Origin of the sequence: Duganella caerulea, from assembly GCF_040362985.1 — a bacterium.
In the GTDB taxonomy this organism is placed as follows: Bacteria; Pseudomonadota; Gammaproteobacteria; order Burkholderiales; family Burkholderiaceae_D; genus Rugamonas; species Rugamonas vulcania.
Genome location: NZ_BPWJ01000005.1, coordinates 336364 through 348797, shown reverse-complemented (window position 1 = coordinate 348797; position 12434 = coordinate 336364). Strand labels below are relative to the sequence as shown.

The window sequence follows — 12434 nt, the reverse complement described above, 5'->3', positions numbered from 1 at the left end:
GCTGCCTGTGTTTACTTGGAACGCTGGTACAGCGACGCTTCGCCGTTCGGGCGCGTCTTGAACCGTTTGTGCGTCCAGAAATATTCAGCCGGGGCTTCGCGCACGCGTTCCTCGATGAACTCGTTCATGCGGCGGGTGGCGGCTACCATGTCGGGACCAGGGTAATTGTCCCACACTGGATAGAATTTCACACGCCAGCCCTGGTAATCGGGCAGGAAAGTGGCGATCACCGGCATCACCTGCGCGCCGGTGGTGGCGGCGATGCGGGCGGTGGCGGTCAGCGTGGCGGCCTCGATGCCGAAGAAGGGCACGAACTCGGCGTCCTTCTCGCCGAAATCCATGTCCGGCAGCATAAAGTAGGGCAGCTTGTCGCGCAGCGCCCGCAGGATGGGCTTGATGCCGTCCTGGCGGGTGAACAGCTTGACCGGCTTGAAGCGGGCGCGGCCGGCGCGCAGCACCTGGTCGAAGGCGGCGTTCTTTTGCTGCACATACATCGACGAGGCGCTGGTCTCCATGGCGATCGAGGCGCCGGCCACGTCCAGGCACACGAAGTGCGGACACAGCAGGATGGTAGGCCTGGACGTCATCTCCTCCACCGGCACGGGACCCGGCTCGACCTTGATCAGGCGCTTCAATCTTTCCTCCGACGCCCACCACAGGATGCCGCGTTCCCACACGCTGCGGGAATAGGCCTGGAAGTGACGGCGGCCGATGGCGGTGCGCTCGGCCTCGCTCAGCTCCGGCATGCACAGGCGCAGATTGGTCAGCGTGATGTGGCGGCGCGAGCGCATCACCACGAACAGCAGGCTGCCGACGGCGTCGCCAAAGCGGCCCAGCACCGGCAGCGGCAGCCAGTGCAGCAGCCACATGATTCCCAACAGCAGCTTCATGCCTGTTCTCCCGCCGTTGGCGCCGCACCTGGCGCGTCTATGCCGGCCGGCACCTTGTAGCGGTTGTAGCTCCAGAAATACTGGCTCGGGCTGCGCGCGATCAGGCGCTCCATGGCGTGGTTGATGGCCTGCGCCTGCTCGGCGGCGCCGCCCTCCAGTGTGCCGTCGAAGGGCACGAAGCGGATCACATAGCCTTTGCCGCCCGGCAGCCGCTCGGCGTAGGTGACGATGATGGTGGCGTCGCCCAGCTGCGCCAGCTTGGCGGGCAGCGTCATGGTGTAGGCGGCGCGGCCGAAGAAGGTGGCCCACACGCCTTCGCCTTCCTGCGGCACCTGGTCCGGCAGCAGGCCGATCGGCTTGCCCTTCTTCAGGCACTTGGCCAGCATGCGCACGCCGGACATATTGGCCGGCGCCAGCAGCAGGTTGTCGCGCGCGCGGGCGCCCTCGATCAGTGGCTTCAGCGCGGCCTTTTTCGGCGGCCGGTACATCACCATCAGCTCGGTGCGCAGCGCGATTTCCTGCGCGACGATTTCAAAGCAGCCCAGGTGGGGCGTGAGGAACACGATGCCGCGGCCGGCGTCCAGCTCGGCCTGGACGAGGGCCCAGTTCTCGTCCGTCGCGTGGCGCGACACCCGCGCCGGATCGGCGCACCAGATGAAGGGCAGCTCGACGATGCTCTTGCCCGCCTCGGCGATGGCGGCCGACAGGTGCCGGGAATAGCCGGCCTGCGCCATGTTGTCGCGCATGCGGCGGCGGTAGGACGGCGAGCTCAGGTAGACCAGCCAGCCCAATGCCGCGCCCAGCGCGTGTAAAAATGGCAAGGGGAAGATGGAGAGGAAGCGAAAAATGGGTACAAGCATGAGTAATTGTTCTAGTAGAAAGTGCTCTTGGCCGCCGTTGCCATGCCAAAATTTTTTAAGAAGCGTAAAATACCACGTATGCAGTAACCGCTGAGTTAACAGACAACTTGCGAAGCGGAATATAAATGTCGCTAAAGCGTCGCAAGCCGTATTGGTTAGCGACAAAACATTCTTAACCAATCACAGGAGCTTGCGATGTCAAATGATTATCTTTTTACTTCCGAATCCGTATCGGAAGGCCACCCCGACAAGGTCGCCGACCAGATTTCCGATGCGATTCTGGACGCCATCCTGACCCAGGACCCGAAAGCCCGCGTTGCCGCTGAAACCTTGTGCAACACCGGCCTGGTGGTGCTGGCCGGCGAGATTACCACGTTCGCCAATGTTGATTATATTCAAGTTGCGCGCGAAACCATCAAGCGCATCGGCTACGACAACACCGACTATGGCATCGACTACAAGGGTTGCGCCGTGCTGGTGGCCTACGACAAGCAGTCGCCGGACATCGCCCAGGGCGTGGATGAGGGCGCGGGGATTGATCTCGATCAAGGCGCCGGCGACCAGGGCCTGATGTTCGGCTACGCCTGCGACGAAACCGCGGAACTGATGCCTGCGGCCATCCACTACGCGCACCGCCTGGTCGAGCGCCAGTCGCAGCTGCGCAAGGACGGCCGCCTGCCATGGCTGCGCCCGGATGCCAAATCGCAAGTCACGCTGCGCTACGTCAACGGCCGTCCGGTGGCGGTGGACACCGTCGTGCTGTCGACCCAGCACGCGCCGGAAATGCAGCACAAGCAGATCGAGGAAGCGGTGATCGAGGAGATCATCAAGCAGGTGCTGCCGCGCGAGTGGCTGGTGGACACCAAGTACCTGGTCAACCCGACCGGCCGCTTCGTCATCGGCGGCCCGCAGGGCGATTGCGGCCTGACCGGCCGCAAGATCATCGTCGACACCTACGGCGGCGCCAGCCCGCACGGCGGCGGCGCGTTCTCCGGCAAGGATCCCACGAAGGTGGACCGTTCGGCCGCCTACGCCGCCCGCTACGTGGCCAAGAACGTGGTGGCCGCCGGCCTGGCGCGCCAGTGCCAGGTGCAGGTCAGCTACGCGATCGGCGTGGCGCGTCCGATCAACATCACGGTCTACACCGAAGGCACGGGCGTGATTCCGGACGAGAAGATCGCCGCGCTGGTGATGGAGCATTTCGACCTGCGTCCGAAAGGCATCGTGCAGATGCTGGACCTGCTGCGTCCGATCTACGCCAAGACCGCCGCCTACGGCCACTTCGGCCGCGAAGAGCCGGAATTCACGTGGGAGCGCACCGACAAGGCCGCCATCCTGCGCGCCGCGGCCGGCCTGAAGTAATCGCCACCGCCTGAATTCCAACGCCCCGCCTGCGCCAGCAGCCGGGGCGTTGTGCTATTTGGGCCGTTGCGGCGGCGGCGGCGGCGGATTGGGGGGCAGATATTTTTCGCGTTGGTTTTTGGTGTTCATGCTGTTCTCCTGATCGCCCAGCTAGTCGGTGCGTAACATGGTATTCAATTTCTGCTGAATCTTTGCCCGCAGGCGTTCCGTCAGCAGCATATCGTATGGGAAATCGCCCAGTTCGACCCGGTATCGGCCGTGTAGCAAGAGCAATTTCTTTTCAAATTCGGCGACGGGAAACTCGGCGTTGATTTTCATTCGGATAATTAACGACCCGATGTCGTTGGTCAGGGCGGTCAACTCGGTTACCGCCGTCGCATGGATTTTGAGCCGCTTGGCAACCGATAGTTCTTTAGACAGGATGGCGAGCAGGGCGCTGCCGGACGTAAACAGCGGCCATAGAAAAGTATAGTCCGCGTTTTTCCAGAATACGAGGCCGGTGAGCGCCGCGCCGCCCGACGAAATCGCCACGGCGATTTTGGTCACGCTGTCCAGCCACGTCCAGCGCGCCAGCAGCGCCGCTTCGAGCTCCTCGGTGTAGCTGGTGTTGTACAGCAAATGGTGGGCTTCGTTCCAGATTGCATCGCGCGGGTCGATCGCCATGGCGTACTCCGGCTAAAAAGACCACTATAGGCCGCCAGCCCAAGCTTCATTTGCGCGCCCTCAAGCTGGAATTTCTTGCGCCAGTCGTGCCCAACGGTGCTAAAATGCGCCTTCCGAGGAGCGTTGCGACGAATCATGAATTCGCCAGGCTCGGAGTCCCAAACCGCGCTCACGTTACTTTTTTCAACATGAAAGGAGGGCGTGATGAACGCCGTACTCAAATCCGCACAAGACTTCCTGGTCGCCGACATCTCCCTGGCCGCCTGGGGCGACAAAGAAATCAAGATCGCTGAAACCGAAATGCCTGGCCTGATGGCCATCCGTGAGGAATTCGCCGCGTCGCAGCCGCTCAAGGGCGCGCGCATCACCGGTTCGCTGCACATGACCATCCAGACCGCCGTGCTGATCCAGACGCTGGAAGCGCTGGGCGCCAAGGTCCGCTGGGCTTCGTGCAACATCTACTCGACCCAGGACCACGCCGCCGCCGCCATCGCCGCCGCCGGCACCCCGGTGTTCGCCATCAAGGGCGAAACCCTGGACGAATACTGGGACTACACCCACCGCATCTTCGAATGGCCAGCCGACGCTTCGGGCAACGCGGTCTACTCGAACATGATCCTCGACGACGGCGGCGACGCCACGCTGCTGCTGCACCTGGGCGCGCGCGCTGAAAAAGACATCTCCGTGCTGGCCGCGCCAGGCTCGGAAGAAGAGATCTGCCTGTTCAACGCCATCAAGGCCCACCTGGCGATCGACCCGGCCTGGTACTCCAAGCGCCTGCCGCACATTCTGGGCGTGACCGAGGAAACCACCACCGGCGTGCACCGCCTGTACCAGATGCACAAGGAAGGCAAGCTGGCCTTCCCTGCGATTAACGTCAACGACTCCGTCACCAAGTCCAAGTTCGACAACCTGTACGGCTGCCGCGAATCGCTGGTCGACGGCATCAAGCGCGCCACCGACGTGATGATCGCCGGTAAGGTCGCCGTGATCGCCGGCTACGGTGACGTCGGCAAGGGCTCGGCCCAGGCCATGCGCGCGCTGTCGGCGCAAGTATGGGTCACCGAAATCGATCCGATCTGCGCGTTGCAGGCCGCGATGGAAGGCTACCGCGTCGTGACCATGGACTACGCCGCCGAACACGGCGACATCTTCGTCACCTGCACCGGCAACTACCACATCCTGACCGAGAAGCACATGCTGGCCATGAAGGACCAGGCCATCGTCTGCAACATCGGCCACTTCGACAACGAGATCGACGTCGCCGCGCTGAAGAAATACACCTGGGAAAACATCAAGCCACAGGTCGACCACGTGATCTTCCCGTCGGGCAAGCGCATCATCCTGCTGGCCGAAGGCCGCCTGGTCAACCTGGGTTGCGGCACCGGCCATCCGTCGTACGTGATGTCGTCGTCGTTCGCCAACCAGACCATCGCCCAGATCGAGCTGTACGCCAACACCGCCAAGTACCCGGTCGGCGTGTACGTGCTGCCGAAGCACCTGGACGAAAAAGTGGCGCGCCTGCAGTTGAAGAAACTGAACGCGCAGCTGACCGTGCTGACCGAAGAGCAAGCGGCCTACATCGGCGTGACGCAAGAAGGTCCGTACAAGCCTGACCACTACCGTTATTAATCTGCCGGCATGAAGCGGGGCCGGCCAGTCGCCGGCCCCGTTTTTATCCAGTCCTTTTTTTGCAGCGAGCTCATCTTATGCGTTTGGTCCTTACCTGGTTAATCAATGCAATTGCCTTGCTGGCAGTTCCCTACCTGATGCATTCCGTCGATGTCACAAGCATAGGCGCAGCCCTCGTCGCGGCCCTTGTACTGGGCCTGGTCAACACGCTGATACGCCCTGTGCTGTTGTTGCTGACGCTGCCCGTGACCGTGGTGTCGCTGGGCCTGTTCATCTTCATCATCAACGGCTTCATGTTCTGGCTGGTCGCCCAATGGGTGGACGGCTTCCACGTCGACAGCTTCGCGTCGGCGATCGGTGGTGCATTGTTGTACAGCGTGATTTCCTGGGCCCTGTCTACCTTACTTTTGAAGACGTCAGATGGCTAATCATAATTTCAGTATCGAGTTCTTTCCGCCCAAGACGGCGGAGGGCGCGGAAAAGCTGCGCGTCACGCGCGCCAAGCTGTCCGAGCTCAAGCCCAAGTATTTTTCCGTGACCTTCGGCGCCGGCGGCAGCACGCAGCGCGGCACGCTCGACACCGTGGTGGAAATCCTCGCCGCCGGTGAAGACGCCGCGCCGCACCTGTCCTGCGTGGGCGGCACGCGCGAATCGATCCGCGAGATCCTCACGGAATTCAAGGCGCATAACATCAAGCGCATCGTCGCGCTGCGCGGCGACCTGCCGAGCGGCTACGGCGCGGCCGGCGAGTTCCGCTACGCGAACGAGCTGGTGGAGTTCATCCGCCAGGAGACCGGCGAGTGGTTCCACATCGAAGTGGCGGCCTACCCGGAAGTGCACCCGCAGGCCAAGTCGCCGCAGGACGATTTGCTGGCGTTCGAGCGCAAGATCAAGGCCGGCGCCAACGCCGCCATCACCCAGTACTTCTACAACGCCGACGCCTACTTCCAGTTCGTCGAGCAGACCCGCAAGATCGGCATCGACGTGCCCATCGTGGCCGGCATCATGCCGATCACGAACTATACGCAGCTGATGCGCTTCTCGGACATGTGCGGCGCCGAGATCCCGCGCTGGGTGCGACTGAAGCTGGCCAGCTTCGGCGACGACAGCGCCTCGATCAAGGCCTTTGGCCTGGACGTGGTGACCGCGTTGTGCGAACGCCTGCTGGCGGGCGGCGCGCCCGGCCTGCACTTCTACAGCATGAACCAGGCAGCGGCCACCACGGCGCTGTGGCAGCGGCTAGTCTGATTCGGTGACGATGCGGTCCAGCGCCACATCGTGGCCGTCGCTGTCGAACCGCACCTGCAGGCACTGGTAAGCGATACCCAGTGTCTGCGGGCGCGGCGACCGCGCCAGCGTGCGGTCGTAGAAACCGCCGCCGTAACCCAGCCGGTAGCCCTCCGGACTGAATCCCAGGCACGGCACCAGCAGCGCCGGCGGATACGCCTCCTGCAGGCGCAGGTCGGCCGGCACCGCCACCCCCATCGCATCCTTGACCATCGCCTCGCCGATGCGCCACTCGGCGAATTCCAGCGCCGCGTGTTTTTCCACCACCACCGGCAGCAGCAGCCGCGCGCCAAGCCGCGCCAGTTCCGCGTAGGCCGCGTGCAGATCCGGCTCGTCGCGCAGCGGCCAGTACACGCCCAGCGCCGCCGGCCGCGCCGCCTTCCACCAATCGACCACCTGCGCGCCAATCGCATGGTCCCACGCCGCCCGCGTGGTGGGGTCCAGCGCGCGCCGCGCGGTCAGCAATTGCTTGCGTAAATCGGCTTTTTGCAGAGCTACCGGGGCTGGTGGTTCAGTCGCGGCGCGTGGTATTCTAGGGTCGCTGGTCATAGGTTCAGATTTTCAAGACTTTAGAGAGTTGCACATTGATTTCCGCTTTAAAATGGATTGCCGGCGCCGCCGCCTTTGCAGCCGTGGCCATGAGCACCCTGGCCCACGCCGACGACCTTGGCGATGACGGCCGCCGGGCAGACGACTCCTTCCTGCTGCTGCGCGACGCCGTGCGCCAGGACGACGCATCCAAGGCCGATTTCTACGCCGCCCGCCTGACCGATTACTCCATTCCGTCCTACGTCGATTATTATCGGCTGAAACCGCGCCTGAAGGATGCCTCGTACGCCGAAATCCGCGATTTCATGAAGCGCTACGAAGGCCAGGCCATCGTCGACCGCCTGCGCAACGACTGGCTGCTGGACCTGGGCCGCAAGCGCGACTGGGCCACCTTCGACGAGCAGCTGCCGCTGTTCGTGCTGAATGACGACACCCAGGTCAAATGCTACGCGCTGCAATCGCGCGCGCTCAAGGGCCAGAAGGTGGCCGGCGAGGCGCGCGAGCTGCTCACCGCGCCGAACGGCTACGGCGAACCATGCGCGGGCCTGATCGCCACGCTGTACCAGGCGGGCCAGTTCAACGTCGACGACCTGTACGCGCAACTGCGCCTGTCCGGCGAATTCAACGCCACCGGCCAGGCGCGCCGCATCGTCGCGCTATTGGACGGGAACGAGAAGAAGGCCGTGCAGGCGGTGGACCTGCCGGCCATCGCGCTGGCCAAGGGCGTGGGCAGCGGCCGCGTCGAACACGAAATCTACATCGTCGCCATCGGCCGTATGGCCAAGACCAGCACCAAGCTGGCGGTGCTGGCGCTGAACAAGGCCGCGTCCAAACTGAGCCCGCAGGAACAGCAGGAGGCATGGGCCGCGGTGGCGCTGCAGTCGTCGTACTCGCTGGCGCCGGAGACCGGCGAGTACTGGCAGAAGTCGAACGGGGCCGCGCTGTCGATCGACCAGCTTCAATGGAAGACCCGCATCGCGCTGCGCAACGGCGATTGGAAGCAGGTGGAGAAGAACATCCGCGCCATGCCCGCGTCGCTGCGCGCCGATCCGGCCTGGGTCTACTGGCTGGGCCGCGCGTTGATGGCGCAAGCGGGTTCCATCCAGGCCACCGGCGAGGCGATGCAGCTGTTCCGCAGCATCTCGGACCAGTCCAATTTCTACGGCCTGCTGGCGCTGGAGGAAACCGGCAAGCTGATTACGATCCCGCTGCCAGGCCTGCCGATCACGCAGGCCGAGATCGCGCCCATCGCCGCCAATCCCAACTTCCAGCGCGCCCTGAAGTTTTTCGGCATGCGCCTTCGCTTCGAAGGCACGCGCGAGTGGAACTGGGGCCTGCGCGGCCTGAGCGAACGCGAACACCTGGCCGCCGCCGAATTCGCACGCCAGAACAATATCCTCGACCGCATGGTCAACACCTCGGACCGCACCCGCATCCAGGTCGACTACACGCAGCGCTACCCGTCGCCGCACATCGACATCATGCATCCGACCACGCAGACGCTGGGCCTGGACAAGGCCTGGGTCTACGGCCTGATACGGCAAGAGTCTCGCTTCATCATGGACGCGCAATCGCACGTCGGCGCCTCGGGCCTGATGCAGGTGATGCCGTCCACCGGCCGCTGGGTGGCAAAGAAGATCGGCCTGGCCGACTTCGCGCAGGAGATGCTGAGCGACGTGCGCACCAACATCCTGCTGGGCGCGAACTACCTGAACATGGTGCTCGGGAACATGGACGGCTCGCAGGTGCTGGCCACCGCCGCCTACAACGCCGGGCCGGGGCGCCTGCGCTCGTGGCGCTCCACGCTGACCAAGCCGATGGACAGTGCGGTGTTCATCGAGTCGATCCCGTTCGTGGAAACCCGCACCTATGTCAAGAACGTGATGTCGAATACCACCTACTACGCGGCGTTGTTCGAAGGCCGGCCGCAATCGTTGAAGGCGCGCCTGGGCACCGTCGCGCCACGCGGCTACACCGAACAGGAACAGCAGGAGTCGAGCTTCGGCTCGCGCTGACTCAGATACCCGACCCATACAACCATCTTGGACGCATCATGCAGACCACACAACTAGATCCCAGCCTGTCGCAAACCCTGGCCGCCGCGCGCGAGCCTGGCCTGACGCTCGTCATCGGCAACAAGAACTACTCGTCGTGGTCGATGCGGCCGTGGGTGGCGATGACCGCCTTCGGCATCCCGTTCCAGGAAGTGCGCGTGCTGCTCGACCAGGACGACACCGCCAACCGCATCTGCGGCTACTCGGCCAGCGGCCGCGTGCCGGTGCTGCTGGCCGGCGAGATGACGATCTGGGACAGCCTGGCGATCTGCGAATACCTCGCCGAGCAGTTCCAGGAGCTGCACCTGTGGCCGCAGGACGTGGCCGCGCGCGCGATGGCGCGTTCGGTCTGCGCCGAGATGCACGCCGGCTTCGGCGACCTGCGCACCTCGATGTCGATGAACATCCGCGCCAGCTATCCGGGCAAGGGCCGCACCAACGGCACCCAGGCCGACATCGGCCGCATCAGCGAGATATGGGAAGAGTGCCTGTCGCGCTTCGGCCACCACCAGTTCCTGTTCGGCGACTTCTCCATCGCCGACGCCTACTACGCGCCGGTGGTGCTGCGCTTCCGCACCTACGGCGTGTCGCTGGCGCCGGCGCTGGACGCCTACTGCCAGCGCGTGCTGGCCCATCCCGCCGTGGCCCGATGGGTCGAGGAGGCGATGGCCGAAACCGAAACGGCGCCCAAGCACGACGCCGAAATGCCGGACTGACGATGATGCGGATTTATGTCGTCGGCGGCGCGGTGCGCGATGAACTGCTTGGCCTGCCCGTCAAGGACCATGACCACGTCGTGGTCGGCGCCACGCCGGACGACATGCTGGCCAAGGGCTTCCGCCCGGTCGGCAAGGACTTCCCGGTGTTCCTGCATCCGAAGACGCAGGAGGAATACGCGCTGGCCCGCACCGAGCGCAAGACCGCGCCCGGCTACAAGGGCTTCGTGTTCCACACCTCGCCCGACGTCACGCTGGAAGACGACCTGGTACGCCGCGACCTGACCATCAACGCCATCGCCCGCGCCGACGACGGCACGCTCACCGACCCTTATGGCGGCAGGCGCGACCTGGAGCAGCGCATCTTCCGCCACGTCTCCGACGCCTTCGCTGAGGACCCGGTGCGCATCCTGCGCGTGGCCCGCTTCGCCGCCCGTTTCAGCGACTTCCGCGTGGCGCCCGAAACCAATGCGCTGATGCGGCAGATGGTGGAGCAGGGCGAAGTCGACGCGCTGGTGCCGGAGCGCGTGTGGCAGGAACTGTCGCGCGGCCTGATGGAAGCCAAGCCCTCGCGCATGCTGGAAGTGCTGCGCGACTGCGGCGCGCTGGCGCGTATCCTGCCGGAGCTGGACGCATTGTGGGGCGTGCCGCAACCGGAGAAGTGGCATCCCGAAATCGACACTGGCACCCACATGCTGCAAGTGATCGACTGCGCGGCCGAAGCGGGCCACGAACTGGCCACGCGCTTCGCCTGCCTGATGCATGACCTGGGCAAGGGCGCCACGCCGCCGGAAAACTGGCCCGCGCACCACGGCCACGAAGGACTGGGCGTCAAGCTGGTGGAACAGGTGTGCAAGCGCCTCAAGGTGCCGACCGAATGCCGCGACCTGGCCGTGATGACCGCGCGCGAGCATGGCAATGTGGGCCGCGCGCTACAACTGCGGCCCAACACCATCGTCACCCTGCTGGAACGCTGCGACGCCTTCCGCAAGCCGGCGCGCTTCTCGCAGATGCTGCTGGCGACCGAATGCGATGCGCGCGGCCGCATCGGCCCGAACGCCAGCTTCCGCGATGCGCCGTTCCCGCAACTGGCGCATCTGGAGACGGCGCTGACGGCCGCGCGCGGCGTCAACGCCGGCGAGATCGCCATGGCCAGCACCGCCGACCCGCAACGCATCCCGGAGCTGGTGCACCGCGCGCGGGTGAGGGCGGTGAAGGTGGCCCTGCGTGCCGGCGACGACGGCGATGACGACGAGACCGCGGCGGAAATATGAGCTCGATCGACCTTTTCCAGAACCCGCTGCGCCGCTGGGGCAAGCACAAGGACGGCAAGCGCCGTCCGACGGTTCTGGTGAAGGAGCTGCGCGAACGTGACCGGCGGCGCATGGTCAAGCACTTCCTCGATCTGGAGAACAGCGACCGCCTGCTGCGCTTCGGCACCGTGCTGCCGGACGAGCAGGTGGCCAACTACGTCAACCGCATCGACTTCTCGCGCGACATGGTGTTCGGCGTGTACAACCGCGTGTTCAAGCTGGTGGCGGTCGGCCACCTGGCCTTCGCGCCGCGTGACGAGTCGAAGAGCGCCGTCACCGAGAAGGAACGGGTGGCGGAGTTCGGCGTGTCGGTCAGCCGCTCGGCGCGTGGGCTGGGCATCGGCTCCAAGCTGTTCGAGCGCGCCGCCATCCACTGCCGCAACGACGACGTCGATACCTTATATATGCACTGCCTGTCGTCCAACAAGACGATGATGCACATCGCGAAAAAAGCCGGCATGGAGATTCATCGCGACTACGGCGAGGCGGACGCCTATCTGAAACTGCCACCGGCCAATCCGGCCAGCGTGCTGCAGGAAGCGCTGGACGAGCAATTCGCCACGCTGGACTACACCCTCAAAGCCAACAAGCGCATCGCCGCGAAATGGCTCGACCGCCTGCGCGGCCGAAAATAAATCTCCCTTCGTTAGAACCTTTGCTGCGCGGCCGGGTATGAACGGTCGGACAAGATACGCAACCGGCAGCAAAACCACTATATCCCGTGTCGTCGATTACCCATTTTTGCAGCACGCAGTTGCAGGCGCCGGACTTTGCCGTCTGCCTTCGCCTGCTGCTGCTCTCGCCTGCGCTGGAGGAATGCGTGGTCAGGGCAGGGCTGCAGGAGTGGATGACGCGCCAGCTGGCGGCCAGTAACGGCGGCCTGCCTTTGGCACGGGGTGGACCTGTGCTGGTGTCGACGGCGGTTTTCGGCTTGCTGCATATAGGCTCCGGCTGGCAGCACGCGCTGGCGGTGCTGGCGCCGGGACTGGCGCTGGCGCTGCTGTACCAGCGCACCCGAAGCTGGACCTGGTGCGCCCTGGCGCACAGCGGCATGAATGCCTTTGCGATCTCTGTCTGCGAATTACAGATCAATTTTTAGATCAACTTC

13 protein-coding genes and 1 riboswitch are annotated in these 12434 nt (G+C 64.5%); of the genes, 9 read left to right on the top strand and 4 right to left on the bottom strand.

The window, feature by feature from the left end:
• Positions 1-11: 11 nt before the first annotated feature.
• Together ACUJB0_RS17295 and ACUJB0_RS17290 are read right to left on the bottom strand one after the other, a co-directional pair.
• Positions 12-890: an LpxL/LpxP family acyltransferase gene (locus ACUJB0_RS17295; RefSeq protein WP_444846277.1), complete on the bottom strand. Its 879-nt coding sequence runs from the start codon at positions 888-890 to the stop codon at positions 12-14.
• On the bottom strand, positions 887-1750 hold the full coding sequence (locus tag ACUJB0_RS17290; protein ID WP_444846276.1) for a lysophospholipid acyltransferase family protein: 864 nt from the start codon (positions 1748-1750) through the stop codon (positions 887-889). The genes ACUJB0_RS17295 and ACUJB0_RS17290 overlap by 4 nt, the downstream gene beginning before the upstream one ends.
• A 195-nt stretch (positions 1751-1945) precedes the next feature.
• Here ACUJB0_RS17290 and metK point away from each other — a divergent pair, with 195 nt between their 5' ends.
• On the top strand, positions 1946-3112 hold the full coding sequence (gene metK, locus ACUJB0_RS17285) for a methionine adenosyltransferase (RefSeq protein ID WP_117012651.1): 1167 nt from the start codon (positions 1946-1948) through the stop codon (positions 3110-3112).
• A gap of 150 nt (positions 3113-3262) precedes the next feature.
• On the opposite strand, the gene ACUJB0_RS17280 is transcribed toward metK, so the two are convergent.
• Positions 3263-3775 (bottom strand): hypothetical protein, encoded by a 513-nt coding sequence (locus ACUJB0_RS17280; RefSeq protein WP_444846275.1) that lies wholly within the window; start codon positions 3773-3775, stop codon positions 3263-3265.
• Between the two features lie 109 nt (positions 3776-3884).
• Positions 3885-3953, top strand: a riboswitch (S-adenosyl-L-homocysteine riboswitch).
• Positions 3954-3979: 26 nt separating this feature from the next.
• Between ACUJB0_RS17280 and ahcY the strand changes: the two genes are divergently transcribed.
• From ahcY to metF, 3 genes are all read left to right on the top strand, one after another.
• Entirely contained in the window at positions 3980-5407 is a 1428-nt protein-coding gene (gene ahcY / locus ACUJB0_RS17275; protein WP_444846274.1) for an adenosylhomocysteinase, read from the top strand.
• A gap of 77 nt (positions 5408-5484) precedes the next feature.
• Complete coding sequence (locus tag ACUJB0_RS17270; protein WP_117012654.1) at positions 5485-5835, top strand: phage holin family protein; 351 nt, start codon at positions 5485-5487, stop codon at positions 5833-5835.
• On the top strand, positions 5828-6655 hold the full coding sequence (gene metF / locus ACUJB0_RS17265; protein ID WP_161086610.1) for a methylenetetrahydrofolate reductase [NAD(P)H]: 828 nt from the start codon (positions 5828-5830) through the stop codon (positions 6653-6655). The genes ACUJB0_RS17270 and metF overlap by 8 nt, the downstream gene beginning before the upstream one ends.
• Here the strand turns inward: metF and ACUJB0_RS17260 are convergent.
• Positions 6647-7243 (bottom strand): 5-formyltetrahydrofolate cyclo-ligase, encoded by a 597-nt coding sequence (locus ACUJB0_RS17260; RefSeq protein ID WP_444846273.1) that lies wholly within the window; start codon positions 7241-7243, stop codon positions 6647-6649. The two genes, metF and ACUJB0_RS17260, sit on opposite strands and share 9 nt — an antisense overlap.
• An 89-nt stretch (positions 7244-7332) precedes the next feature.
• On the opposite strand from ACUJB0_RS17260, the gene ACUJB0_RS17255 reads away from it, so the two are divergent.
• The 5 genes from ACUJB0_RS17255 to mrtJ all read left to right on the top strand — a co-directional run bounded on the left by ACUJB0_RS17255 (position 7333) and on the right by mrtJ (position 12425).
• The gene (locus ACUJB0_RS17255; protein WP_444846272.1) at positions 7333-9258 is read left to right on the top strand and encodes a lytic transglycosylase domain-containing protein; all 1926 of its coding nucleotides are present in this window, start codon (positions 7333-7335) and stop codon (positions 9256-9258) included.
• A 38-nt stretch (positions 9259-9296) separates the two neighbouring features.
• Entirely contained in the window at positions 9297-10013 is a 717-nt protein-coding gene (locus tag ACUJB0_RS17250) for a glutathione S-transferase family protein (RefSeq protein WP_444846271.1), read from the top strand.
• A gap of 5 nt (positions 10014-10018) precedes the next feature.
• Positions 10019-11287, top strand: coding sequence for a multifunctional CCA addition/repair protein (locus ACUJB0_RS17245; protein ID WP_444846505.1), 1269 nt, complete (start codon positions 10019-10021; stop codon positions 11285-11287).
• Positions 11284-11961, top strand: coding sequence for a GNAT family N-acetyltransferase (locus ACUJB0_RS17240; RefSeq protein WP_444846270.1), 678 nt, complete (start codon positions 11284-11286; stop codon positions 11959-11961). Before ACUJB0_RS17245 ends, ACUJB0_RS17240 begins: the two co-directional genes overlap by 4 nt.
• 86 nt (positions 11962-12047) lie before the next feature.
• Complete coding sequence (mrtJ, locus tag ACUJB0_RS17235) at positions 12048-12425, top strand: JDVT-CTERM system glutamic-type intramembrane protease MrtJ (protein WP_444846269.1); 378 nt, start codon at positions 12048-12050, stop codon at positions 12423-12425.
• Positions 12426-12434: the final 9 nt, after the last annotated feature.